General features: G+C 58.3%; 20 protein-coding genes. 16 read left to right on the top strand and 4 right to left on the bottom strand.

Going from position 1 to position 23,703, the window contains the following annotated elements:
• Positions 1-46: 46 nt before the first annotated feature.
• A complete protein-coding gene (locus tag EDB95_RS17800; protein WP_133995474.1) occupies positions 47-1,468 on the top strand; it encodes a Glu/Leu/Phe/Val family dehydrogenase in 1,422 nt (473 codons plus the stop codon).
• A gap of 91 nt (positions 1,469-1,559) precedes the next feature.
• Here the strand turns inward: EDB95_RS17800 and EDB95_RS17795 are convergent, their stop codons facing one another.
• Entirely contained in the window at positions 1,560-1,997 is a 438-nt protein-coding gene (locus tag EDB95_RS17795; protein ID WP_133995472.1) for a type I restriction enzyme HsdR N-terminal domain-containing protein, read from the bottom strand.
• A 32-nt stretch (positions 1,998-2,029) separates the two neighbouring features.
• On the opposite strand from EDB95_RS17795, the gene EDB95_RS17790 reads away from it, so the two are divergent.
• The 5 genes from EDB95_RS17790 to EDB95_RS17770 all read left to right on the top strand — a co-directional run bounded on the left by EDB95_RS17790 (position 2,030) and on the right by EDB95_RS17770 (position 7,528).
• On the top strand, positions 2,030-2,800 hold the full coding sequence (locus EDB95_RS17790; RefSeq protein WP_133995470.1) for an AMP nucleosidase: 771 nt from the start codon (positions 2,030-2,032) through the stop codon (positions 2,798-2,800).
• 58 nt (positions 2,801-2,858) lie between these two features.
• Positions 2,859-4,133: a DUF5690 family protein gene (locus EDB95_RS17785; protein ID WP_133995468.1), complete on the top strand. Its 1,275-nt coding sequence runs from the start codon at positions 2,859-2,861 to the stop codon at positions 4,131-4,133.
• Between the two features lie 38 nt (positions 4,134-4,171).
• Positions 4,172-5,791 (top strand): dipeptide ABC transporter ATP-binding protein, encoded by a 1,620-nt coding sequence (locus EDB95_RS17780; protein WP_133995466.1) that lies wholly within the window; start codon positions 4,172-4,174, stop codon positions 5,789-5,791.
• A 163-nt stretch (positions 5,792-5,954) separates the two neighbouring features.
• Complete coding sequence (queA, locus tag EDB95_RS17775) at positions 5,955-7,004, top strand: tRNA preQ1(34) S-adenosylmethionine ribosyltransferase-isomerase QueA (RefSeq protein WP_133995464.1); 1,050 nt, start codon at positions 5,955-5,957, stop codon at positions 7,002-7,004.
• Between the two features lie 11 nt (positions 7,005-7,015).
• A complete protein-coding gene (locus EDB95_RS17770) occupies positions 7,016-7,528 on the top strand; it encodes an acyl-CoA thioesterase (protein WP_133995462.1) in 513 nt (170 codons plus the stop codon).
• A 14-nt stretch (positions 7,529-7,542) separates the two neighbouring features.
• Here the strand turns inward: EDB95_RS17770 and EDB95_RS17765 are convergent, their stop codons facing one another.
• Together EDB95_RS17765 and EDB95_RS17760 are read right to left on the bottom strand one after the other, a co-directional pair.
• Positions 7,543-8,301: a porin family protein gene (locus tag EDB95_RS17765; RefSeq protein WP_162852664.1), complete on the bottom strand. Its 759-nt coding sequence runs from the start codon at positions 8,299-8,301 to the stop codon at positions 7,543-7,545.
• A gap of 48 nt (positions 8,302-8,349) precedes the next feature.
• A complete protein-coding gene (locus EDB95_RS17760; RefSeq protein WP_133995458.1) occupies positions 8,350-9,102 on the bottom strand; it encodes a lysophospholipid acyltransferase family protein in 753 nt (250 codons plus the stop codon).
• Between the two features lie 78 nt (positions 9,103-9,180).
• Here EDB95_RS17760 and hxpB point away from each other — a divergent pair, with 78 nt between their 5' ends.
• The 4 genes from hxpB (at position 9,181) to EDB95_RS17740 (ending at position 12,918) form a co-directional block, all read left to right on the top strand.
• A complete protein-coding gene (gene hxpB / locus EDB95_RS17755) occupies positions 9,181-9,867 on the top strand; it encodes a hexitol phosphatase HxpB (protein ID WP_133995456.1) in 687 nt (228 codons plus the stop codon).
• Between the two features lie 215 nt (positions 9,868-10,082).
• On the top strand, positions 10,083-10,574 hold the full coding sequence (locus tag EDB95_RS17750) for a DUF2383 domain-containing protein (RefSeq protein WP_133995454.1): 492 nt from the start codon (positions 10,083-10,085) through the stop codon (positions 10,572-10,574).
• Positions 10,575-10,637: 63 nt separating this feature from the next.
• Positions 10,638-11,057, top strand: a complete 420-nt coding sequence (locus EDB95_RS17745; RefSeq protein ID WP_133995452.1) for a hypothetical protein — start codon at positions 10,638-10,640, stop codon at positions 11,055-11,057.
• A 28-nt stretch (positions 11,058-11,085) separates the two neighbouring features.
• Positions 11,086-12,918, top strand: coding sequence for an ABC transporter ATP-binding protein (locus EDB95_RS17740; protein ID WP_133995450.1), 1,833 nt, complete (start codon positions 11,086-11,088; stop codon positions 12,916-12,918).
• Here the strand turns inward: EDB95_RS17740 and EDB95_RS17735 are convergent.
• Positions 12,871-14,049 (bottom strand): acyl-CoA dehydrogenase family protein, encoded by a 1,179-nt coding sequence (locus EDB95_RS17735; RefSeq protein WP_133995448.1) that lies wholly within the window; start codon positions 14,047-14,049, stop codon positions 12,871-12,873. The two genes, EDB95_RS17740 and EDB95_RS17735, sit on opposite strands and share 48 nt — an antisense overlap.
• An 88-nt stretch (positions 14,050-14,137) precedes the next feature.
• Here EDB95_RS17735 and EDB95_RS17730 point away from each other — a divergent pair, with 88 nt between their 5' ends.
• The 6 genes from EDB95_RS17730 to EDB95_RS17705 all read left to right on the top strand — a co-directional run bounded on the left by EDB95_RS17730 (position 14,138) and on the right by EDB95_RS17705 (position 23,700).
• Entirely contained in the window at positions 14,138-14,689 is a 552-nt protein-coding gene (locus EDB95_RS17730) for an RNA polymerase sigma factor (protein WP_133995446.1), read from the top strand.
• On the top strand, positions 14,686-15,243 hold the full coding sequence (locus EDB95_RS17725) for a hypothetical protein (protein WP_133995444.1): 558 nt from the start codon (positions 14,686-14,688) through the stop codon (positions 15,241-15,243). The genes EDB95_RS17730 and EDB95_RS17725 overlap by 4 nt, the downstream gene beginning before the upstream one ends.
• The gene (locus tag EDB95_RS17720) at positions 15,218-16,129 is read left to right on the top strand and encodes a DUF4097 family beta strand repeat-containing protein (RefSeq protein ID WP_133995443.1); all 912 of its coding nucleotides are present in this window, start codon (positions 15,218-15,220) and stop codon (positions 16,127-16,129) included. Before EDB95_RS17725 ends, EDB95_RS17720 begins: the two co-directional genes overlap by 26 nt.
• A gap of 31 nt (positions 16,130-16,160) precedes the next feature.
• Positions 16,161-17,423, top strand: coding sequence for a kynureninase (gene kynU / locus EDB95_RS17715; protein ID WP_133995440.1), 1,263 nt, complete (start codon positions 16,161-16,163; stop codon positions 17,421-17,423).
• 65 nt (positions 17,424-17,488) lie between these two features.
• Complete coding sequence (locus EDB95_RS17710; RefSeq protein WP_133995439.1) at positions 17,489-20,581, top strand: WD40/YVTN/BNR-like repeat-containing protein; 3,093 nt, start codon at positions 17,489-17,491, stop codon at positions 20,579-20,581.
• 11 nt (positions 20,582-20,592) lie between these two features.
• On the top strand, positions 20,593-23,700 hold the full coding sequence (locus EDB95_RS17705; RefSeq protein ID WP_133995437.1) for a WD40/YVTN/BNR-like repeat-containing protein: 3,108 nt from the start codon (positions 20,593-20,595) through the stop codon (positions 23,698-23,700).
• The last annotated feature ends 3 nt before the right edge of the window (positions 23,701-23,703 follow it).

Genomic DNA, 23,703 nt, shown 5'->3' with positions numbered 1-23,703 from the left:
CTTAAAGCTAACAAACATTCGTAAATCGAACTTAATTTATCACCATATGTCAGGTACACAGCCACTCTCCTTTTTTGAAAGCGTAGAAAAAAGTTTTGACAAGGCAGCCCAGTTTACCCACTGGAACCCGGGGGTCCTGGAACAGATTAAGGCCTGTAACGCCGTTTACCGGATGCGTTTCCCCGTAAAAATGGACGACGGGCGCATCGAGGTCATCGAAGCCTACCGTGTCCAACACTCCCACCACAAATTACCCTGTAAAGGCGGGATCCGTTTCGCCGCCGAAGTGAACCAGGACGAAGTCATGGCCCTCGCTTCGCTCATGACCTACAAATGCGCCATCGTCAACGTCCCCTTTGGCGGGGGCAAAGGCGGTATCAAGGTCAATCCCAAAAAATACAGCTCCTTTGAGCTCGAAAAGATCACCCGCCGCTACACCGCCGAGCTCGTCAAAAAGAACTTTATAGGCCCCGGCATCGACGTACCCGCGCCCGACTACGGAACCGGGGAAAAAGAAATGGCCTGGATCCTCGACACTTATGCTTCCATCCACGCGGGTGAAGTCGACGCCATGGCTTGTGTTACCGGCAAACCCGTTTCCCAGGGAGGCGTGCGCGGCCGTAAGGAAGCCACCGGTCTGGGCGTATTCTTTGGCATCCGTGAGGTTTGCCATATTCCGGAATTGATGGAAAAAGTGGGGCTGACGCCCGGTGTCGAAGGCAAACGCGTTGTTGTGCAAGGCCTGGGTAATGTGGGTTACCATTCCGCCTACTTCTTCTCCAAGGCCGGCGCCAAGATCATCGGCCTCGCCGAATACGAAGGGTCCATCTATAACGAGGACGGCCTCGACATCGACGCCGTCGTCGAACACCGCAAAGCCACCGGCTCGATTCTTAATTTCCCCGGCGCCAAAAACTTTGCAAAAAACATCGACGCCCTCGAAATGGACTGCGACATCCTCATCCCCGCCGCCCTCGAACAGGTGATCACCGGTGAGAATGCCCCCCGCGTCAAGGCCCGCATCATCGGCGAAGCCGCCAACGGCCCCCTCACCCCCGAAGCCGACGAAATCTTTATCCAAAAAGGGACCCTCGTCATCCCCGACATGTACCTCAACGCCGGTGGTGTAACGGTCTCCTATTTCGAGTGGCTCAAAAACCTCAGCCACGTCCGCTACGGCCGTATGGAAAAACGCTTTACCGAAAACCTCAACACCCACATCCTCACCCAGATGGAAGAGCTGACGGGCAAACAGGTGACCCAAAAGGAAAAGACGCTCATCATGCACGGCCCCGACGAGATCGACCTCGTCCACAGCGGGCTCGAAGAAACGATGATCACCGCTACGCAGGAGGTGATGCAAGTATGGCGCGACAATCCCAACATCCCGGATATGCGCACCGCGGCATACGTAGTAGCGATCAACAAAGTCGCCACCTCTTACGCCGAACTGGGCATCTTTCCATAGGTCCCCTTCGGCCCACCCGGCGTTCGCCGCTGCGCGGCCGCCGCGGGCCGAAGGCCCGCTGGCCTGCGGCGGGTCCCGGCCGGGCCCGATCTTATTCCCAGGAGGGGAGCGCCGTCATTTCCGACAGCCTCCCCTCCCGTTTTTCCCACGCATACGTGTAATGCCCGTTGGTGATCGCGATGTACCGCACCGGCACCTGGATGTGGTACCGCAACGCCTGTTCCAATGTATCCGGCCCCAGCGCAACGGAGGTCTCCTTACATTCCACGAGCAACCAGGGCCGGGTATCGCGGTCAAAAACGACGATGTCGTATCGCTTGCGGCGCTCGCCCACAAGGATTTCCTTTTCCACAGAAACCAAAGACGACGGATACCCCTGCACCTGTAGAAGATATTGCAGGAAGTTCTGACGCACCCACTCCTCCGGTGTGAGCCGGACCCATTTGCGACGGACCGGGTCGAGGATGACAGGGGCTCCGTCTTCCTCGCGGATGGCATGCGCATAGTCGGGATAGGTGATGTGGATCATAGCAGCAAAATCGCTAATTTAGACGATTAATTATGATTCAGAAAGACGACATTGTCCACAACTGGCTCCCCCGGTATACCGGGGCGCCCCTTGAAAGCTTCGGCAAATACATCCTGCTGACCAACTTCAGCAACTATGTAAAGCTCTTCGCCGAGTGGCATCATGTTCCCATCATTGGCCCGGACCGGCCGATGCAGTGCGCCACCGCCGACAACATCACCATCATCAACTTCGGCATGGGCAGCCCCGGGGCGGCCACCATCATGGATTTACTTACGGCGATAAAGCCGGAGGCGGTGCTTTTCCTTGGGAAATGCGGCGGGTTGAAAAAACGCAACAAGCTGGGCGACCTTATCCTCCCGATCGCCGCGATCCGCGGGGAAGGGACCTCGGACGACTACTTCCCGCCGGAAGTACCCGCCCTCCCCGCGTTCGCCCTTCAAAAAGCCGTCTCCACCACCATCCGTGACTACGCCGTCGACTATTGGACCGGCACCGTGTACACCACCAACCGCCGCGTATGGGAACACGACGAGGAGTTCAAGGAATACCTTCAGGAGATCCGCGCCTATGCGATCGACATGGAAACCGCGACGATCTTTACCGTGGGCTTTCACAACAAGATCCCCACGGGCGCGCTGCTCCTGGTCAGCGACCAGCCTATGATCCCCGAGGGTGTCAAAACAGAGGAAAGCGACAAGCTTGTCACGGCCTCCTTTGTCGAACGCCACCTTCATATCGGCATCGACTCCCTCAAACAGCTCATCAACAACGGGCTGACCGTCCGGCACCTGCGGTTTTAACGCGCGTGCCTAACCGTTTGCTTACGGTGCGCTAATCCGGGATCGGTACTTTGGCGGCATGAGCCTGCGCAAGCTGTACAGTCACCCTGCCTGGGTGACCATCGCCGCCTTCGGGACCTACTTTTGCATGTATGGTTTCCGCAAGCCCTACACCGCAGCTACCTACGCGCACAGCGCCTTTCTTCACCTCGATTATAAGGTCCTCCTGGTCATCAGCCAGACCCTCGGTTATGCATTGGCCAAGTGGATCGGCATCAAGGTCGTCTCCGAGGCCACCCGGGGCCGTCGCCTGCTCTTGCTCGTAGCGCTCATCGCCCTGGCGGAAGTCATGTTGTTGCTCTTTGGCGCCACGCCCCGTCCCTGGAACATCGTTTGCCTTTTGCTCGACGGGCTTTGTCTGGGCATCGTTTATGGCCTGGTGCTTGGTTTCCTCGAAGGAAGACGGAATACCGAGGCCCTGGTGGCCGGTCTTTGCACCAGCTTTATCCTGGCCGACGGTGTTACCAAAACGGTGGGCAGCCTGCTCCTTCAGCGGGGCGTGCCCGAAAACTGGATGCCCGCCTGTGCGGGCGCGCTTTTCCTCGTCCCCACCCTTTTGTTTATCGGGATGCTCAGCCGTGTCCCCGCCCCTTCCATGGCGGACATAGCCCACCGGTCCGAACGCGTCCCCATGCCGGCGGCCATCCGGCGGCGTTTTTTCCGCGCCTATGCCCCGGGGATGACGGGCATCGTCCTCATCTATCTTTTCGTCACCCTTCTCCGCGGCCTGCGCGCCGACTTTGCCCCCGAAATCTGGAAGGGCCTGGGATACCGCCAGGATCCCGCCCTTTTTACCCAATCCGAACTCCTGGTCTCCCTCGGGGTCCTGGTCACGAGTGGCCTGACGATCTATATGTGGAACCACTACCGCGCCTTCCGTTTCTCCCTCCTCTCCGGCCTCACCGGTTTTATCCTCCTCCCGCTGTCCGTCTGGGCCCTCGTACACGGCCTTGACAAATTTACTTTTATGGTGCTGATCGGGCTGGGCGTCTACCTCCCGTACGTGGCCGTCCACACCACCCTCATCGAACGCCTGATGCCGCTGACCCGGGAACGCGGCACCAGCGGCTTCCTGATGTATGTCGCCGATTCGGTGGGCTACACCGGGTATATCCTGCTGATGCTTTTCCGTTACCTGGCCCCGCCCGGGGAGTCCATCCTCCACCTGCTGTTGCGCGCCTGCCTTGTCCTCGGTGTCGCGGGAGCGGGGGTTGTGCTTTTTACCGGGGTTTACTTCCACCGCAGGTTTGCGGCGCGGCCGGGGCCCGTGCCGGTAGAGGCGGCGGTCGCGTAAGCCGCGGCCACTTCGCGCAAATTCCGTAGGTTTGGCCCATGCCCCTTCTCCGCATCCAACACCTGCAGGCCACTTTCCCGGGCCAACCCCAACCGGCGCTGCAGGACATTTCCCTGGACATCGACCGGGGGGAATGGGTCGCCCTCGTCGGAGAATCGGGCTCGGGTAAGTCGGTGACCGCCCTGTCAGTCCTCGGTTTGATCCCGCAAGCGCGCTATCCCAGCGGGGCCATCCTGCTGGAGCGCCCAAGCGGCGGGGCCGCCGCCGGGGCCGACCCGCAAGTGCAGGCGCCCACCGGGGCCCCGCCCACCCTGGACCTCCTCCACGCCGCCCCCGACACCCTCCGCCATATCCGCGGCCGCGAAGTCTCGATGATCTTCCAGGAACCCATGACCTCCCTCAACCCCGTCTTCACCTGCGGCTTCCAGATCGCCGAAACGCTCCGCACCCACCTGGGCCTCACCGCGCGGGAAGCCAAAGAACGGGCCCGCGAAGCCCTGGCAGATGTCTTGCTTCAGGATGTCCTATACGACCGCTACCCCCACCAGCTCAGCGGTGGTCAGAAACAAAGGGTCATGATCGCCATGGCGATTTGCTGCCGCCCCGCGCTGCTCATCGCCGACGAACCCACGACCGCCCTGGATGTTACCGTCCAGCAGGGGATTATCCAGCTCCTAAAAAATTTACAGCAAAAAAGGAACATGGGTGTCCTTTTTATCACCCACGACCTGGAGCTCGTCCGCTCGGTCGCGGACCGTGTCCTCGTGATGTACCGGGGTCGCCTCCTGGAAGAGGGACCCGTGCCGGGGGTACTGGACGCGCCGCGGCACCCGTATACAAAGGCGTTGCTGGCCTGCCGGCCCGGCCATACGCCCAAGGGACAACGGTTACCCGTGGTGGAAGATTTCTGGCGGGAGGAGGGGACGGCTCCGCCCCCCATGCCGCCGAAGACCGTTCCCGAACCGCCAAAGGCAAAGACGATCCCCTTGCTTCGGGCAGAGGACCTAAAAGTCTGGTTTCCAGGAAAAAACGCATTATTTGCCAAGCCACATCCGCCCGTAAAGGCGGTAGACGGCGTCAGCCTGACGGTCCACGAGGGCGAAATCCTGGGCCTTGTCGGAGGGTCCGGTTCGGGAAAAACAACCCTCGGACGGGCCCTCATGCGACTGGTCGATCCCACCGGGGGAAAAGTCTTCTTCCGCGGCGAGGACCTGACCGTCCTGGGGCAAAGGGCACTAAGACCCTACAGGCGTCAGGCTCAGATCGTTTTCCAGGATCCCTATTCCGCACTGAATCCCCGGATGACCATTGGCCGGGCTTTAGGAGAGGTCGCCGGCCCGGGGCATGTGCCGGGGCTTCTCGAACAGGTGCGTCTGCCGGCCGCTTTTGCCGGGCGCTACCCCCACGAATGCTCCGGTGGGCAACGACAACGCGCGGTGATCGCGCGGGCGCTGGCCGTGCAACCGCGTTTTATCCTTTTTGACGAATCCGTGTCTGCCCTGGATGTCAGCGTACAGGCACAAATACTCAACCTGATCGGTGATCTGAAACGGGAGCTGGGGTTTACGGCGGTCTTTATCTCCCACGACCCGGAGGTGGTCCGTTACCTCTGCGACAGGGTCATCGCGATGAAGGCGGGGCGGATCGAAACGGATTAGGTACAAAAAAAACCGGCCGCCGGGACCGGATGCGTCTCTAAAATACGTATCTTGACAAATTGTTTATTATATCGTACCTTTGCAGCCCCAAAAACTCATGCCGTAACATGACACCCGGGGGAAGCGCAAAAAACGGGTGAATCACAGTCAATTCAATTAGAAAATGAAACTATCGCAGTTCACGTTTGACTTACCGTTAAATTTAATTGCCCAGCACCCTTCGAAGAAGAGAGACGAGAGCCGCCTCATGGTCATAGAAAGAAAGACCGGGAATATCGAGAACCGGAATTTCAAGGACATCATGGATTATTTCGACGACAAGGACGTTTTCGTCGTCAACAATACCAAGGTTTTCCCGGCGAGAATGTATGGGCGCAAGGAAAAGACGGGGGCCAAAATCGAAGTTTTCCTCCTTCGTGAACTGAACAAACCCAACCGCCTTTGGGACGTCATCGTGGACCCCGCGCGTAAGATCCGGGTCGGCAACAAGCTGTACTTCGGCGACAACGACGAACTGGTGGCCGAGGTCATCGACAACACGACTTCCCGCGGCCGGACCATCCGCTTCCTTTTTGAAGGCAGCGACGACGAGTTCCGCAACATCCTGGAAACCCTGGGCGAAACGCCCCTTCCCAAATACATCAAGCGCAAACCCGACGAAGAGGACAAAGAACGCTACCAGACCGTGTACGCCAAGTTCGAAGGCGCGGTAGCGGCCCCCACCGCCGGTCTGCACTTTAGCCGCGAACTCATCAAACGTCTGGAGATTAAAGGGATCCGCTTTGCCGAAGTCACCCTGCACACGGGGCTGGGTACGTTCCGCCCGATCGAGGTGGAGGACCTGAGCAAGCACAAGATGGACGCCGAATATTACCGGATCGACGACTTTGCCTGCAAGATCGTCAACAAGGCCAAGGAAGAAGGGCACCGCATTTGCTCGGTCGGGACGACCACCATGCGGGCGCTGGAATCTTCGGTAACGGCCCAAAAGCTGTTAAAGCCCTCCGAAGGCTGGACCAATACGTTTATTCACCCTCCTTACGATTTCAACATCGCCGACTCCCTGGTGACCAACTTCCACCTCCCCAAGACGAGCCTTCTGATCATGGTCTGCGCCTTTGCGGGTTATGAACTGACGATGGAAGCGTACAAAAAGGCGATCAAGGACAAATACCGCTTCTTCAGCTACGGCGACGCTATGGTCGTTCTCTAATTATGAAAGCGATGACCAGCAAGACGCCGAAGGACACGCTCACGATCATGACCGAGCTTGTCCTGCCCAACGATACCAACGGGTTTGGAAACCTGATGGGGGGCCGGCTCATGTATTGGATGGACATTGCGGCGGCGATCGCCGCGGGGAAGCATTGCAATGCCCCCACGGTCACGGCATCCGTCGACAATATTTCCTTTGAAAATCCCATCAAGCTGGGTAACATCGTACACATCGAGGCCAAGGTCACCCGAGCGTTTACCTCGTCCATGGAGGTGTACCTGAAGGTGTGGGGAGAAGACAGCACCCAGCAGTACCGCTACAAATCAAACGAAGCCTATTTTACGTTCGTCGCCCTGGACCCCAACCGTAAACCCCGGCCGGTGCCCCAGATCATTCCCGAAACCGATGAAGAAACGGCGTTGTATGACGGCGCGCTTCGCCGCCGGCAGTTGCGGCTGATCTTGGGCGGCAAAATGAAGCCCGACCAGGCGGACGAGCTCAAGGCGCTTTTCTTCAAATAAGCCCGGAAAGGACGTCATCGTATCCGCAACGCGTACCCGATGACCGCCGTCGCGGACCCGGTATTATTCTTCCCATCCTCCGCATACCGCTGGATATTGATCACCCCGTAGGATCCCCCCGCATTGAGGAAAAGGTACCCATGCCCGCAAGGATGTTCGATCGCGATCCCCCCCTGGAACCCGCAGTTGAACCGGTGGATCTGGTCGGTGATGTCTTCCGTCCCGGAAAAGTCCTGTTTACCGACGGGGAAGGGCTGCTGCTCCTGCGGGTCGTAATAGATCATGCTGGAATCCTTTGTAATGGTCTTGGCGTTGAGTAAGTAAGCGACATAAGGGCCCAGGTTGACCGACAATGTCCAATGGGCGCCGAGCGGCATCTTGTATTTAGCCAGGAGGGGCAGTTGAAGATAGTTTAAACGGGCTTTGCTGTAAAAGGTCGCATAGAAGTACTCGGGGGGTGTATACCCTTGGGGAAAATAAGCGGCAAAAGGAGCCGTCGGGATCGCCTGCACCCCGTTCTTTTTCCCACCCTCTGTAACGAAACTCAGCTCGGCCCGGAGTGACCACCGTTTCTTCCAGCCATATTCCGCAAAAACGCCGAAATCCGGGCCCAGGATAGAGGAGTATCCTTTGCTAACAGGGGAGCTTCCACCTGCCGTCAGGTTAGGAATCCCGACGCCACCTTCGACACCGAGGTAAAAGGGCTTTTGGGCGTAAGCCCGGGGAATGGCCATACCGGAGCAAAGAAGGACAGCCAAGGCAAGCGAGCGCATATATCCCATTATAGCAAGTATTTTGGAACTAAATATAACAAAAATGTTCTACTCGTGCGGGTGGTGCCGGTGCGCATGCTCAGGCCCCTGCTCGATGGCATCCATAATCTGTTCGAGGATGCGCTCCGTGGATTCGTTGTAGTCCAGGTCCAGCGGTGGTTTGAAGTCGACGGTCAGTTGGGTGCCGGCTTTGCGGACGCCGATCCCTTTCTTTTTAAATGCCCGCCAGAAGCCGCCGATGACGATGGGGACCACGATGGGCTGGCTTTTCTTGATGATGTAGGCGGTACCCTTGCGGCCGGGGGCAAAGGGTTTGGTCGTGCCCTGCGGAAAGGTGATGACCCAGCTCCGGTCGAGGGCGCGCTCTACTTTGCGCGTGTCCGATGGGTCCAGGCCCCGGCGGACTTCCTTGCCGCCTTGTACCCAGGTCCGCTTTACGGAGATGGCGCCGGCCAGGGAATAGATCCGGGTGACCCAGTTCTTGGAAATGGTTTCGTGCGCGGCTACGTAGTGTACGTTGGTGTAGGGGGACAACAGGTAATAGGGAATCCCGAGCTTGTTGCGCTTGCCCCATTTCACCGCGCAGAAGATGTGCAAAAAAGCAATCACGTCTACGAAGTAGGTCTGGTGGTTGCTGACGAACAACACATTCCGGTCGGGGAGATGCTCCAGGTGCTCGGTACCGCGGATGATCATCCGGTTCCGCAAAGCCAACCCGGGATAGGACAGCGCGCCCACCACAGAATACACCAAGGCCTTCACTATTCTGATCTTTCTGATTCTTTCGGCAAGCTTACTCATTCCAATCATGCTTCGGGCCCGCAAAATAGAGAATTGGCGCCGATCCAACCAAAAAAACTATGTCTTACCTTTGCGCCGATGCAACCCACGACTGTAATTTTCGACATGGACGGCCTGCTGATTGACTCCGAACCCTTATGGGGAGAAGCTGCCGAAGAGATCCTTGCCCGCTTTAATGTGCGCCTCACCAACGAGCAGTACCACCAGCACACGGGGCTGCGCACCCGCGAATTCCTGACCTGGTGGTTTTCCTTTTTCGGCATATCGCCCGACCATCTTGACACCGCCGAGACGGACCTGGTCGACCTGGTCATCCAAAAGGTAAAGGCCCGGCCGAAATTCCAGCCTGGTGTGCCCTATATCCTGGACTTCTTCAAGGCCCGCGGCTTCAAGATCGGGCTGGCCAGTTCCTCCCCCATGCGGCTGATCGATACTGTGGAAGACCTTGGACAATTTGGCGACTATTTCCAGGTAAAAACTTCCGCAGAGTACCTCCCCTTTGGCAAACCTCACCCCCAGGTATACCTGGAATGTGCGCGGGCGTTGGGTGTGTCGCCCCTGGAATGCGTGGCATTCGAAGACTCGTTCAACGGCATGATCGCCGCAAAAGCAGCCCGGATGTCGTGTGTGGTGGTTCCCGCACCCGACCAGCAGCGCCAGCTCCGCTGGCACGCGGCCAACTTAAAACTCTCGTCCTTAGCCAATTTCAACGACCTCTTGCTGGAGGCGATGGGCGCCCCGGCGGAAACCTTGAAAGAATGTTAATGTCTTTGCTTTTCCGGGATAAAGGTGTACCTTAGCCCTTCTACCTCTGGCAGGGCCAATCCACATTTTTTGGTATAGCGCTTGTAGCCATTTACTACCGCCCCTGCACCATCTAAAAAGAACTTGCTATCGATACGGGAACTTGCACCGAAATGAGCGCTTGCGACGATTTAGGGAAGTACGGATGATTTTGTTAACCTGAAAAATATTTATCTATGGAACACGTGACTCTTTCTCCTGCCAGGATTCGTAAAAACAAGTATGTAGCACGCAAACTCAATGACCTCCTCGACATCTTGCACGAGTTGAAGGTCGGATTAGACCAGGTAGCGGAGTCCGTATCCGATAAACAAATCCGAAAAACGATTACCAGCGTGGCTTTGGAAAGCAGCCAGTATGCCACGGAAATCACGTCCAAGATCCATAGCCTGGGCGGCAAACCCCATCCCTCCTCACCGGAACGGAAATACAACCTGATGGGTCTGGATCCGAAGTCCGCCACCGATGAAACTTCCGTCGCGGAAGCCGAACCCGAGGTACTCGCCCGGTGTTATTCTTCCGAGAACTTCATCGTAAAGGCCTATCGCGACTTTCTCAACGAATATACCCCTTATGAAGACGTGAGGTCTCTCATCAGGGCCCAGCTCAACGGGATCCTTTGCGCGTTTGTCCAGCTAAAGCTGTTCAATGTGACGCTTAGGTCCTAAACACGTCGCGCGGGAAAGCCCGAAAGTTAAAAAAACACCCACCTATGTAAACATACACGACCGATGATACACACCACCTCCACATCCGATCCCATCGTACAGCACGTCAGCGAATTGATCGCCATCAACAACGAGCGGTTCAAGTCGTATTCGCGCGCCATGCTGAAAACACACGATTCCAATTTCAAGTCCCTTTGCGCCCAGACCAAAGAGCGGACGGTGCATTTCAACATGCAACTGATCAAGTTCCTGGTGCAATACAACCAGCTCCCGGAAGACTTCCACTTCGGGTGGAAAGGCCCGGTCCCGAAGTCCAGGGGCGTTGACCGGAAAGCCTGTTTCCGTTGGGACGCCATTGCCCTGAAGGCCTACCGGCAAGTCATCAAGGACCTCCAGAACATACCGAAAGAAATCCAGCGCATCCTTTTGCAGCAGCAGGAAATCCTGGAAAGCGACCGGCGCTACTCGGGGATCGCGCTTTAGGCTACCTTTGGGGAGTCAATTCCCCCGAATGGCCAAAACACAACCCCGAAAACCGCTCACCCTTTCCAACCTGAAACAGGTTTTCAGGATCTTTCGTTTCCTCCGCCCCTACCGGGCGCCCTTTATCCTTGCCTCTATCTTTTTATTGCTCGGCAGTTTTGCCGGGATGGTCATTCCATTCCTGATGGGGAAGCTCATCGACAGCGCTTCCGCCCATCCGAAGCCGGGACCCTGGCACGATACGACCGCCGTCGGGATCGCACTGGCGGCTGTCCTCGTCCTTCAATCCGCCGTCGGGTATTTCCGGGTAAGCCTTTTTGCAAAGGTGACGGAGAAGACCATGGCGGCCGTGCGCACCCATCTCTACGACCACCTCATGACGCTAAGTATCGGTTTTTTTGAGGAGCGCCGGGTAGGGGAAATCATCAGCCGCAGCACCAATGACGTGGACCAGCTCCAAGACATGCTGTCCGGCACCCTGCCGGATTTTGCACGGCAACTGGTGGCCATCATCTTTGGGATCGCTTTTACCTTTGCCGCTTCGGCCCGGCTGACCCTCCTGGCGATCGCCATCGTGCCCGCGCTGGTGGTGGCCACTTTTTTCTATGGCCGCTTTATACGCCGCCTGGCGCGGGAACGCCAGGACGCCCTGGCCGCTACCAGCGTCATCACCGAGGAGACCCTGCAAAACATCCATACCGTAAAAGGCTTCTCCAACGAAGAATACGAATCCCGGCGGTACCGCACGTCCCTTGACAAGGTGGTGCGCCTGGGGATAAAGGGGGCGGTGTACCGGGGCGGGTTCGCGACCCTGTTGTCGTCGGGTTTGTTTGGTTCTTTTGCCGTCGTGCTCTGGTACGGCGTGACGCTGATCAAAAGCGGTGACCTGACGAGCGGCGTCCTGGTCTCGTTTATGTTATACGTCGGCTTTATCGGCGGCGCGGTCGCCCAGTTTGGCGATCTTTTCGGCCGGCTCAGCCGGTCCATAGGGTCCTCCGAAAGGTTGTTCGAGATCATGGAAGAGCCCGGGGAATTTGCCGCCCTCGATACAACGGAGCCCGTCAGGGATCCCATACACGGCGCCATCACCCTCGACCACCTTCATTTTGCCTACCCCACCCGCAAGGACATAGAAGTCCTCAAAGGCATTTCCTTCGACGTACAACCCGGTCAGAAGATCGCGCTGGCGGGGCAAAGCGGCGCCGGCAAGTCAACGATCGCGCAGCTCATCCTTGGTTTTTACAAACCCGTTTCGGGCACGATCCTTTTTGACGGCAAGCCCGCAAAAGAATTCGACCTCCGGGCGCTTCGCCGCCAGATGGCGGTGGTCCCGCAGGAAGTCCTGCTTTTTGGCGGAACGATCCGGGAAAACATCGCCTACGGGCGTCCCGGGGCATCCGAGGAGGCCATCCGCGAAGCCGCCCGGCAGGCCAACGCCCTGTCCTTTATCGACGGCTTCCCCGACGGAATGGACACGATCGTCGGAGACAGGGGGATCAAGCTGTCCGGCGGGCAACGCCAGCGCGTCGCCATTGCCCGGGCCATCCTCAAGGACCCGGTCCTGCTCATCCTGGACGAGGCCACGAGCGCCCTGGACTCCGAAAGCGAACACCTTGTCCAGGAGGCGCTGGAAGGCCTGATGCGCAACCGGACGACCCTCATCATCGCGCACCGGTTGTCCACGATCCGTCACGTGGACTGCATTTTCGTCCTCCAGGAAGGCCGGATCGTGGAGTCGGGGTCGTTCGACGCACTCGAAGGACGACCCGGCGGGGTTTTCCGCCAATTGCTCCAATTACAATTCCAGAAAAATCTAGTTGAACGCGTTGAACCCGGTGACGTCCATCCCGGTGATCAGTAAATGGATGTCGTGCGTGCCTTCGTAGGTGATCACGCTTTCCAGGTTCATCATGTGCCGCATGATGGAAAATTCTCCCGTAATGCCCATACCACCGAGTACCTGCCGGGCCTCCCGTGCAATACCCGCGGCTATCTCACAGCCGTTCCGTTTGGCCATCGAGACCTGCGCGGGGGTGGCCTTGCCTTCATTCATAAGGATACCTAACCGCCAGTTGAGCAGTTGGGCCTTGGTGATCTCGGTGATCATTTCGGCCAGCTTTTTTTGCTGGAGCTGGAAGGCGCCGATGGCCTTCCCGAATTGTATGCGCTCCTTGCTGTAGCGAAGGGCGGTATCATAACAATCCATGGCGGCGCCCACGGCGCCCCAGGCGATGCCGAACCGGGCTTTGGTCAGACAACTGAGGGGCCCCTTGAGCCCCTGGACGCCCGGAAGGATATGGTCCTTCGGGACACGGACGTTGTCAAAAACCAATTCCCCGGTGGCGCTCGCGCGCAGAGACCACTTCCCATGGGTCTCCGGCGTGGTAAAACCTTCCATGCCCCGCTCCACGATCACACCCCGGACGACGCCCGCGGCATCCTTTGCCCACACAACGGCGATGTCCGCAAAAGGAGCGTTGCTGATCCACATCTTTGCCCCGTTCAGGACAACATGATCCCCGTCTTCCCGGATGTTGGTCTGCATACTCCCCGGATCGGACCCGTGGTTGGGTTCGGTCAGGCCGAAACAACCCATGTATTCCCCCGTAGCCAGTTTGGGCAGGTATTTCCGTTTTTGTGCCTCGCTCCCGTAAGCATAAATAGGGAACATCACGAGCGACCCCTGGACCGAAGCGGTAGACCGGATACCGCTGTCCCCCCGTTCGAGCTCCTGCATCATCAGCCCGTAGGAAATATAATCCAACCCACCGCCCCCATATTCAGCGGGTACCGTCGGACCAAAACATCCGAGGGCGCCGAGCCCCTTGATCACGTGTGTTGGAAACTCGGCCTTTTGTGCGTATGTTTCAATGTCCGGCGTAATCTCCTTTTTGACATAAGCGCGTACGCTATCCCTGACCATCTTGTGTTCGTCGGTCAGCAGCTCATCCAGGAGATAGTAGTCGGGAGACTGAAAGAGGTCTTGGGGCATAACGATCGTTTATTAGCAAACGAATGTAGGAAAAAAAATTCTGGCCGGCTTGCAACATCCTTTTTTCCCGCTTGTTATTAGAGTATAGATGGAGGTCGCTGTTTTTAGCCATACCAACGAACTCGTGCACCGGAGCCGGGGCGGGGACGCCTATAGCTTCCAGTTGCTCTATAAACAGTATGCCCGGGCGATGTACAACACCGCCCTTCGCATCCTCGGGAATACGGCCGACGCGGAAGACGTCCTCCAGGAAGCGTTTATAGACGCGTACAAAAATCTGTCCAGGTTCGAGGAGCAATCCACTTTCGGGGTCTGGCTCAAAAAGATCGTGGTGTATAAATCGATCAACCAGCTCCGGAAAAAGAAACTTGTGTTGATCGAGCCCCCCGAGGTCTGGGACAAGGAGGAGCCGCACCCGGGGGAGCCGGACGAGGCCTTGCTCCAGGTCCACCGCATCCGGGAAGCGATGGAGCGGCTGTCCCCCGGTTTCCGGGCCGTCCTGAGCCTGTATCTTTTCGAGGGCTATGACCAGGAAGAAATCGCCGGCATCTTGGGCGTCACCCACGCCACGGTCCGGACCCAATACATCCGGGGCAAGGCCCGGCTTTTACAACTCATACGTGAAGGAGGTAATCCATGAACGATCCTTTAAAAAAATACATCAAGGCCCACCGGGATGAATTTGACAGCGAGGTCCCCGGGCCGGCGGTTTGGGAACACATTTCCCAGCGTATGACCATGACATCGGCTGTGCGCCCGCTTCGTGCCTTTCGCTGGGGCATGGCGGCCGCTGTGACGGTGCTGGCGTTGATCAGCCTGGGGCTGTACTTCCAGGACCGGGGTGACCACAGCCGGCGGGTGCCGCCCCCCATCCAAACCGACACCACTACGGAGGCCTCCTACGACCAGGAAATGGGCCACTTCTCGCAGATCATCACCATCAAGTACAAGGAAATCGAATCCATAAAAGCCACGCATCCCGAACTATACCGGCGCTTTACGGCGGATCTGCAAAAACTGGATCAGTCCTATCAAGAACTAAAAACGCAACTGCCCGGCCAGGCCAACCAGGAGGTCGTGCTCCAGGCCATGCTTCAGAATCTGGCCCTCCAGGTCGACCTGATCAACCGGCAGTTGGACATTATCGAACAGTTAAAAAGTGAAAGCCATGTGCAACCTGTTACGCATATCTAAACTCTTCACCCTTACCCTCCTGCTCTCCGCCCGGGTGGTGGCGGGTCACCAGGCCGACAAAGAAAAAGACTATTCCAAGTCCTATACGTTGAGCGCGTCGGACAAAGTGTCCATCAGCAACAAGTTTGGAAAAGTCGACGTTCATACCTGGGACAAAAGCGAGGTCCAGGTGGACGTACACATAAAAGTCAGCGCTCCCCTGGAAGCCGAGGCCGAGACGATCCTGAACCGGATCCAGATCAAGGACAGCCGTGAAGGAGACCTCGTTTCGTTTGCGACCGACCTGGGCACGGAAGAGGAACACCACAACCACCACCGCAACCAGAAGTTCAGCATCGACTATACGGTGTACATGCCCGCCGCCCAAACCCTGCGGTTGAAAAACGAATTCGGGTCCACGAGCATACCCGACTACACCGGCCTTATAGAACTGACCAGCAGCTTCGGCAGCCTGGAAGCCGGTCGCCTCGCCTCTGTCAAATCGTTAAAGATCGAATTCGGCAAAGCGCACGTACAAAGCGTCAACGGCCAGGACAACGGGGATGTCTCCGTAAAATTCTCCAAGGCAGACGTGTCCGAGGTCTCGGGGCATATCGATGCGGACTTCGAATTTTGCAATATGATGGACGTCCGGGTCACTTCGGCCATCAAAACCCTCCGGATCAAAAACTCCTACACCCACCTCAACCTGAAACTGGCGCCCGGCATCCCCGCCCGGTTTGACATCTTCACCAATTTCGGTTCGCTGAACAACAGCAGCGATTATCCCATAAAAGAGGGAGAAAAGCACCACGACATGTTCCAGAAAACGTATTCCGGGAAATCCGGCGATGGATCGGTGGACGTCATTCTCCACGATGAGTTCGCCACCGTGAATATCAGCTGATCGTCGTACATTGGCCGTCCAAAGCTTCCCCATGGACGACACGCTTGACTATGCCCTCTCCCAGGACCGGGCCGACGAACTCAAAGACTTTCGTGCGCAATTCCACTTCCCGCTGGCGGGAAATACACCCGCCTTATACTTCTGCGGCAATTCGCTGGGGTTACAGCCGAAAAAGGCCGAGGCTTATGTACACCGCGTCATGAACGCCTGGAAAACCTACGCCGTAGGCGGTTACATGATCGGGGACGCGCCCTGGATGTACTATGCCGACCGTTTCAAGGCTCCCCTGGCGGCCCTCACCGGCGCGCTGCCCCACGAGGTCAGCGTGATGAATACCTTGACCGTGAACCTGCACCTGTTGTTGTGCTCATTTTACAGACCCACGCAGGAGCGGTACAAGATCCTCCTCGAAGCCGGCGCCTTCCCCTCCGATCAATACGCTGCCCAGACGCAGGCCATCCACCACGGCCTGGATCCAAAAGAGGCGCTGATAGAGGTCGCACCGCGGCCGGGTGAAAAACTCATCCGGGAGGAGGACCTGCTGGAGGCGATCCGGCAGGCGGGACCGTCCCTGGCTGTCGTTCTCATCGGAGGTGTCAACTATTATACCGGTCAAAACTTCGACTTGAAGACCATCACGGCCGCCGCTCATGCCGTAGGCGCCCTGGCGGGCTATGACCTGGCCCATGCCGTGGGCAACGTGCCCATGCAACTGCACGACTGGGACGTAGACTTTGCCGTCTGGTGCTCCTACAAATACCTCAACGGGGGACCCGGCGCCGCCGGGGCGGTGTATATCCATGAACGCTTTTCCCTGGACCCGGCCTTTCCCCGCTTTGGCGGCTGGGGCGGTTCCAGGCTGGATACCCGTTTTGACATGCTGCCCGATTTCACCCCCGAAAGAGGGGCCGACGGCTGGAACCTGAGCGTCGCCGCCGCCCTCGTGATGGGCGGGTTGGAAGCCTCTTTGGAACTTTTTATGGAAGCCGGTCTGGACAGGCTTCGCGCCAAGAGCCTGCGCTTGACCGGTTATATGGAATACCTCTTTACAAAACTACCCGGCGGCGCCTTCGAGGTCATCACACCCCGCCGCGAAGAGGCCCGCGGCGCCCAGCTTTCCGTTTATTTCTACTACGAGGGCGCGGCGCTCCAAAAGTCCCTGGCGGCCGCCGGGATCATCACGGATTACCGGGACCCCGGCGTGATCCGTTTTTCGCCGGCCCCGCTGTACAACAGCTTTGAGGACGTATATCTCCTCTACGAAGCCCTGGGTGCAATTCTGAAGACCCGATAAAAGGATAAACGGTCGCCGGTTGCTGGAATTAAGTCGTACTTTTTTGTCTTCGAACAACCACAGACATGCAGAAACGACTGATCCCCTCTTTGGGCCTGGCTGTCACGGCCTGCCTGGGTCTTCAACTGGTTACCGCCCAGGTCCCCGATCCTTCCCTTTTCGCCAACCTCCGGTACCGGATGATCGGCCCCCACAGGGGCGGCCGCACAGTAGGCGGCTGCGGGGTTCCCCAGCAACCCAACGTCTTTTATATCGGCGTGAACAACGGGGGCGTCTGGAAAACGACCGACTATGGCCGCACCTGGAACCCGATTTTTGACGACCAGCCGACCGGTTCCATCGGTGATGTGGCGGTGGCACCTTCCAATCCCAACGTCCTCTATGTGGCCAGCGGGGAGGGTATCCAGCGACCGGACCTGTCCGTGGGCAACGGCGTCTACCGGTCCTCCGACGCCGGCAAAACCTGGACACACCTGGGCCTGGAAAAAGGCCAGCAGATCGGCGGCCTGGCGATCGATCCCACCGATGAGAACAAGGTGTTTGCCGCCGTCCTTGGTCACCCGTACGGCCCCAATGAAGAGCGGGGCGTCTACCGGAGCCTCGATGGCGGGAAAACCTGGGAGCGCGTACTTTATAAAGACGAGAATACCGGCGCGGTCCAGGTGACCATCGATCCCAAACACCCCAATATCGTCTACGCCGATCTCTGGGCCGGCCGCCAGGGTCCCTGGGAAAACGGGGCCTGGAACGGACCCAACAGCGGTCTTTTTAAATCGACCGACGGAGGCACGACCTGGCACCCTTTGACCAAGGGGTTGCCCACCACGGCCCAGGGTTTGGGCAGGATCGGTTTTTGCATCGCCCCCTCCGACCCCGACCGTTTGTATGCCACGGTCGACGCGGGGGCTTACGGTGGCGTATACCGCTCGGACGACGGGGGCGAGTCCTGGACAAAGCTGAACAGTGACAACCGTTTTTGGGGAAGGGGGGATGACTTTGCCGAAGTAAAGGCAGATCCCCAAAACGCCGACATCGTCTATACCGCCGACGTGGTGGTCTGGAAATCCACCGACGGCGGGAAGTCCTGGAACGCGTACAAGGGCGCACCCGGGGGAGACGACTACCACCGCATCTGGATTAACCCCGACCATCCCGAGGTCCTTCTGATCGCCTGCGACCAGGGCGCCATCGTCACCGTCAACGGCGGCCAGACCTTTTCTTCCTGGTACAACCAGCCCACCGCCCAGTTTTACCACGTAGCCACCGACAATACTTTCCCTTACAATGTATACGGCGCCCAGCAGGAAAGCGGGTCCATCGGCATCGCTTCGCGCGGTAACGACGGGGAGATCACCTTCCGGGAATGGCATCCCGTGGGTGTCGAGGAGTATGGCTATATCGCCCCCGACCCCCTGGACAACAACATCATTTATGGCGGCAAGATCACCCGGTACAACAAACGCACGGGCCAGATTCAAAACGTCGCCCCTGAAGCCGTCCGGAGCGGGAAGTACCGTTTCCTGCGGACCGCACCCGTCCTTTTTTCGCCCGTCGATCCACACACCTTGTACCTGGCGGGGAACGTCCTGTTTTCCACCCGGGACGGGGGGAACTCCTGGAAAGTCATCAGCCCCGACCTTAGCCGCCCTACCTGGGACATCCCGGCCACGGTGGGCATATACAATACGGAATCCGTACTAAAAATGGCCCGGAGGGGCGTGATCTACACCGTAGCCCCCTCTCCCCTGGATATAAATACGATCTGGGCCGGTACAGACGACGGCCTGATCCATATCACGAGGGATGGCGGAAAAACGTGGACCAATGTCACCCCCGCCGGTCTTCCTTCCTGGAGCAAAATATCGTTGATCGAAGCAGGTCATAAAGACGTGCTGACTGCTTACGCGGCGGTCAACGCCATCCGCCTCGACGACATGCATCCCCATATCTACCGGACCCGCGACGGGGGAAAAACCTGGACGGAGATCGTGACCGGTCTGCCCGAAGACCCCATCAATGCCGTACGGGAGGATCCCCGCCGGAAAGGCCTCCTGCTGGCAGGTTCGGAGCGCGCGGTCTATGTCTCGTTCGACGACGGGGATCACTGGCAATCCTTACGGCTGAACATGCCCGCGACCTCCATCCGCGATCTTGTCATCAAGGACAACGACCTTGTGGTCGCGACCCACGGGCGTTCTTTTTGGATTTTAGACGACATCGCGCCATTACGCCAGTTGAGCGGGCCTGCCGATGCCTTGCTTTACCGGCCCGATACCGCCGTCCGGGTGCGCTGGGACATGAACCCGGATACGCCGCTACCCCAGGATGAGCCGGCGGGTGAAAATCCACCCGATGGCGCCATTATTGACTATTACCTGGGCGCGACCGGCCCGGTCAGCCTCGATATCCTGGATGCCTACGGTCGGCTCGTCCGCCATTATAGCGACACCGATACAGCCTACGCCGTCCCGGACGTCAATATCCCGTTGTACTGGATACGGCCCCAGCAAATCCTTTCGAATGCGCCCGGCCCGCACCGATTTATCTGGGACCTGCACTACCAACCATTGAACGTGCCACCCTCCTATCCCATCGCGGCCGTGTTTGGGAATACAGCCCCGTCGGCCACCTCCCCCTGGGTGCTCCCCGGTACGTATCAGGTGCGCCTGACGGCGGGCGGTAAGACCTATACCCAGCCCATACACGTCCGCATGGATCCCAGGGTCAAAACGCCGATGGCCGGGTTGCAGCAACAATTCGATCTTTCCATGAAAGCGTATAAGGCGCGCAAACAATGCCTGGACGCGATCGCGACGATCGGCCGTCTAAGAGCCGAACTTCAACCCACGGGTACGCCCGACTTCGACCAGGCCATAAAAGACCTAAGTGCCCTAGCGGGCGCCGCCCGTCGCGGCCGGAGAATGGGAATGGGAGCGGGTGGCGAACAAGGCGCCTCCAACTTCGGCCAGCTCGAAGGCACGTTTGCCTCCCTGCTGACCTTGCTGGAGGAAGCCGACATGCCCCCCACCACGCAGGCCGCAGCCGGTTTGAGCACCGCCCTGGAACAGGCCGCACAGGCGGAAGCCCTTCTGCAAAAAGACATTTCGGCCCTCAACGCCCAGTTGAAAAAAGCCGGTAAACCCCCGATCAACCTTTAACCAACCGATATATGCGTACGCTATTGATCCCGTTCCTCCTGCTCGCACCGGCGCTGTCCGCCCAGCGGCACAAACCCGTGGAGACGGACACCGATTCTGTTTTTTACGCCCAGACCAAATACCGGCTGATCGGCCCTTTCCGGGGAGGCCGCGCAGACGCCGTCGCGGGTTCCGTTCACCAGAAAACCACGTTCTATTTAGGCACTTCCGGCGGAGGGCTTTGGAAGACCGTGGACGGCGGTAATAATTGGAAAAATATGTCGGACGGATTTTTCGGGGGTGGCGTAGGCGCCGTAGCCATCGCGCCCAGTGACGAAAGCATCGTCTACGCCGCAGAAGGCGAAGGCACCATCCGGAACAACGTCACCGAAGGCATGGGCGGTATATGGCGGAGCGACGACGCGGGCCGGCACTGGAAAAACCTCGGGCTGGCCGACAGCCGTCATATCGTCAAAATCCTCATCCACCCCAAAAACCCCGACATCGTCTGGGTCGCCGTATTGGGACACCTGTTTGGCCCCTCCAAGGCCAGGGGGATTTATAAAACGACCGACGGCGGTAAAACCTGGAGACAGGTCCTGGCCGTGAATGACCAATCCGGCGGCTCCGACCTGGCCATGGAACCCGGGGAACCGTCGGTCCTGTATGCGGGCACCTGGCGGGTCATACGGACCCCTTATGGCTTTGAAAGCGGAGGCGAGGGAAGTGGTTTGTACAAAAGTATGGACGGGGGCGAGACCTGGACGAACATCACCGGCAGCAAGGGTTTTCCGAAAGGGATTTGGGGCGCGGTGAATGTCACCGTCGCGCCCAGCAACCCGGACAAGGTTTACGCCATGATCGAGAACAAGGACGGCGGTCTGTACACCAGCAAGGACGCCGGAAAAACCTGGACCAAGACCAACGGGGACAACAACATCAAACAAAGGGCCTGGTACTTCAACCGCATTTTCGTAGACCCCAAAGACGAAGATATCCTCTACTGCCCCAATGTGGAAATGATGAAAAGCACCGACGGCGGCAAGACCTTCGAGTCCATGCGGACACCACACAGCGACCACCACGACCTGTGGATCGACCCGGAAGACCCGCAGCGGATGGCCCTCGCGGACGACGGGGGTGGTCACGTCAGCTTTGACGGCGGCAAAGAGTGGAGCAGCTCCGACAACCAGCCGACCGCCCAGATTTACAGGGTATCCACCGACAATGCTTTTCCCTACCATATCTTAGGCGCCCAGCAGGACAACACAACCATCCGGATCCGCAGCAGGTCCTATGGAGGTGCCATCGGCGCAAACGACTGGACACCGACAGCAGGCTTTGAAAGTGGTTTCGTTGTAGCCGATCCGAAAAACCCAGACATCGTGTACGGCGGGAACTATGACGGGTATATCGGGCGTTACGATCACCACACCGAAGAAAACCGCGTCATCACCGTCTGGCCGGACAATTCCACCGGGGAAGGCGCGGACGTACTGAAATACCGGTTCCAGTGGAACTTCCCCTTGTTCTTCTCCCCGAATACGCCGGGCCGTTTGTACGCCGCGGGCAACGAGCTCTTCGCCACCGATGACGAAGGCAAAAGCTGGACGGCGATCAGTCCCGACCTGACCACCAACGACAAATCCAAACAAGGGCCCAGCGGGGGGCCCATCACCAAAGACAATACGTCCGCCGAATACTACTGTACCATCTTTGCCGCGGCGGAGTCGCCCCTGGAAAAGGACCTGCTTTGGACGGGCAGCGACGACGGTCTTGTGTTTGTCAGCAAGGACGGGGGTGCGCACTGGGATAAGGTTACCCCGCCCCAGGCCGGCGGGTGGATGATGTGGAACTGTATAGAACCCGATCCTTTCCGGAAGGGGGCGGCGTATATCGTCGGAACAAAATTCAAGCTGGACGACTATACCCCCTATATCTACCGGACGACCGACTACGGCAAAACCTGGACCCTGATCACCAATGGTATACCGCCCACCCACTTCGCCCGTTGTTTGCGCGCGGACAAGGTCAAGGCCGGTCTTCTCTACGCGGGCACGGAGTTTGGCATGTACATCAGCTATGACGACGGGGGCCACTGGAAACCTTTTCAGCTCAACCTCCCCGTCACCCCCGTCACCGACCTGACGATCAAGGACGACGCCCTGATCGTCGCCACCGAAGGACGAGCGTTCTGGAGCCTGGACGATTTGGGCTTTGTCAGACAGCATGGAGACAGCCTTCAAAGGCTTACGATTTTCCCCGTGGCCGACGCCTGGAGAATGCGTGGCTTTGGAGGAAGGCGCGCCGCCGGCAGCACGTCCAATGCCGGGGAAAATCCGCCCAACGGATCCCTCTTTCAATACTGGCTGGGCGGCACCCCGGATTCCGCCGCCGTGTCCATCACCATTTTCGACAAACAGCAAAAACCCATTCGCACGTTTAGCACAAAGGCCACCGACCCGGACGACAAGCTGGAGGTCAATGCCGGCATGAACCGTTTTGTATGGGATATGAACTATCCCAGCGGAAAACGCATTCCCGGCATGCTCTTATGGAACGGCATGGTCGGCGGTCCCAAAGCCGCACCGGGTCACTACAGCGCCCGGTTCCGGTACGACAAGGATTCGGTCGACGTCCCCTTTGTCATCAAGGGAGATCCCAACTATGCCCTGACCGAAGCGGACTACGATGCCCAGGCCGGCTTCCTGCTCCAGGTACGGGACAAATTCGACGACGTCCAAAAGGCCATCCTCCGTTTGCGCAGCGTGCGCACCCAGTTGGGTGACCTCAACAGCCGGCTCGATACCGCACAAAACAAGGACATCCGGAAATACGCCGACAGCCTTTCCCACCGCCTGACCAAAATAGAGGAAGCCCTTTACCAGACAAAATCCAAAAGCTCTGAGGACATGCTCAACTACCCCATCAAGATCAACGACAAGCTGGCCGGCGTCTACAACACGGCCTCCGTGGGGTATACCACGCCCAGCAAACAGGTCAGGGATGTCTTCGCCGACCTGAGCGCCAAAGCCGACGTCCAGTTGACGGCGCTCAAGGAGGTCCTGGGCCCGGGTCTTGACAAACTCAACAAAATGATATACGAACGCCAGGTGCCCGTCATCAGCGTAAAAGACTAGTAA

This window comes from Dinghuibacter silviterrae, assembly GCF_004366355.1.
Classification (GTDB): Bacteria; Bacteroidota; Bacteroidia; order Chitinophagales; family Chitinophagaceae; genus Dinghuibacter; species Dinghuibacter silviterrae.
Note: the sequence above shows the minus strand (reverse complement) of the source record. Positions and strands in the feature narration are given on the sequence as shown.

What these genes read in the sequence shown, in the direction of transcription:
- EDB95_RS17795 (WP_133995472.1), bottom strand. Translation starts at nt 1,997, where the DNA reads ATGATCCACATCACCTATCCCGACTATGCGCATGCCATCCGCGAGGAA.
- EDB95_RS17720 (WP_133995443.1), top strand. Translation starts at nt 15,218, where the DNA reads ATGTGCAACCTGTTACGCATATCTAAACTCTTCACCCTTACCCTCCTG.
- EDB95_RS17710 (WP_133995439.1), top strand. Translation starts at nt 17,489, where the DNA reads ATGCAGAAACGACTGATCCCCTCTTTGGGCCTGGCTGTCACGGCCTGC.
- kynU (WP_133995440.1), top strand. Translation starts at nt 16,161, where the DNA reads ATGGACGACACGCTTGACTATGCCCTCTCCCAGGACCGGGCCGACGAA.
- EDB95_RS17740 (WP_133995450.1), top strand. Translation starts at nt 11,086, where the DNA reads ATGGCCAAAACACAACCCCGAAAACCGCTCACCCTTTCCAACCTGAAA.
- EDB95_RS17705 (WP_133995437.1), top strand. Translation starts at nt 20,593, where the DNA reads ATGCGTACGCTATTGATCCCGTTCCTCCTGCTCGCACCGGCGCTGTCC.
- hxpB (WP_133995456.1), top strand. Translation starts at nt 9,181, where the DNA reads ATGCAACCCACGACTGTAATTTTCGACATGGACGGCCTGCTGATTGAC.
- EDB95_RS17785 (WP_133995468.1), top strand. Translation starts at nt 2,859, where the DNA reads ATGAGCCTGCGCAAGCTGTACAGTCACCCTGCCTGGGTGACCATCGCC.
- EDB95_RS17745 (WP_133995452.1), top strand. Translation starts at nt 10,638, where the DNA reads ATGATACACACCACCTCCACATCCGATCCCATCGTACAGCACGTCAGC.
- EDB95_RS17800 (WP_133995474.1), top strand. Translation starts at nt 47, where the DNA reads ATGTCAGGTACACAGCCACTCTCCTTTTTTGAAAGCGTAGAAAAAAGT.
- EDB95_RS17730 (WP_133995446.1), top strand. Translation starts at nt 14,138, where the DNA reads ATGGAGGTCGCTGTTTTTAGCCATACCAACGAACTCGTGCACCGGAGC.
- EDB95_RS17735 (WP_133995448.1), bottom strand. Translation starts at nt 14,049, where the DNA reads ATGCCCCAAGACCTCTTTCAGTCTCCCGACTACTATCTCCTGGATGAG.
- EDB95_RS17790 (WP_133995470.1), top strand. Translation starts at nt 2,030, where the DNA reads ATGATTCAGAAAGACGACATTGTCCACAACTGGCTCCCCCGGTATACC.
- EDB95_RS17750 (WP_133995454.1), top strand. Translation starts at nt 10,083, where the DNA reads ATGGAACACGTGACTCTTTCTCCTGCCAGGATTCGTAAAAACAAGTAT.
- EDB95_RS17780 (WP_133995466.1), top strand. Translation starts at nt 4,172, where the DNA reads ATGCCCCTTCTCCGCATCCAACACCTGCAGGCCACTTTCCCGGGCCAA.
- EDB95_RS17765 (WP_162852664.1), bottom strand. Translation starts at nt 8,301, where the DNA reads ATGCGCTCGCTTGCCTTGGCTGTCCTTCTTTGCTCCGGTATGGCCATT.
- EDB95_RS17760 (WP_133995458.1), bottom strand. Translation starts at nt 9,102, where the DNA reads ATGAGTAAGCTTGCCGAAAGAATCAGAAAGATCAGAATAGTGAAGGCC.
- EDB95_RS17725 (WP_133995444.1), top strand. Translation starts at nt 14,686, where the DNA reads ATGAACGATCCTTTAAAAAAATACATCAAGGCCCACCGGGATGAATTT.
- EDB95_RS17770 (WP_133995462.1), top strand. Translation starts at nt 7,016, where the DNA reads ATGACCAGCAAGACGCCGAAGGACACGCTCACGATCATGACCGAGCTT.
- queA (WP_133995464.1), top strand. Translation starts at nt 5,955, where the DNA reads ATGAAACTATCGCAGTTCACGTTTGACTTACCGTTAAATTTAATTGCC.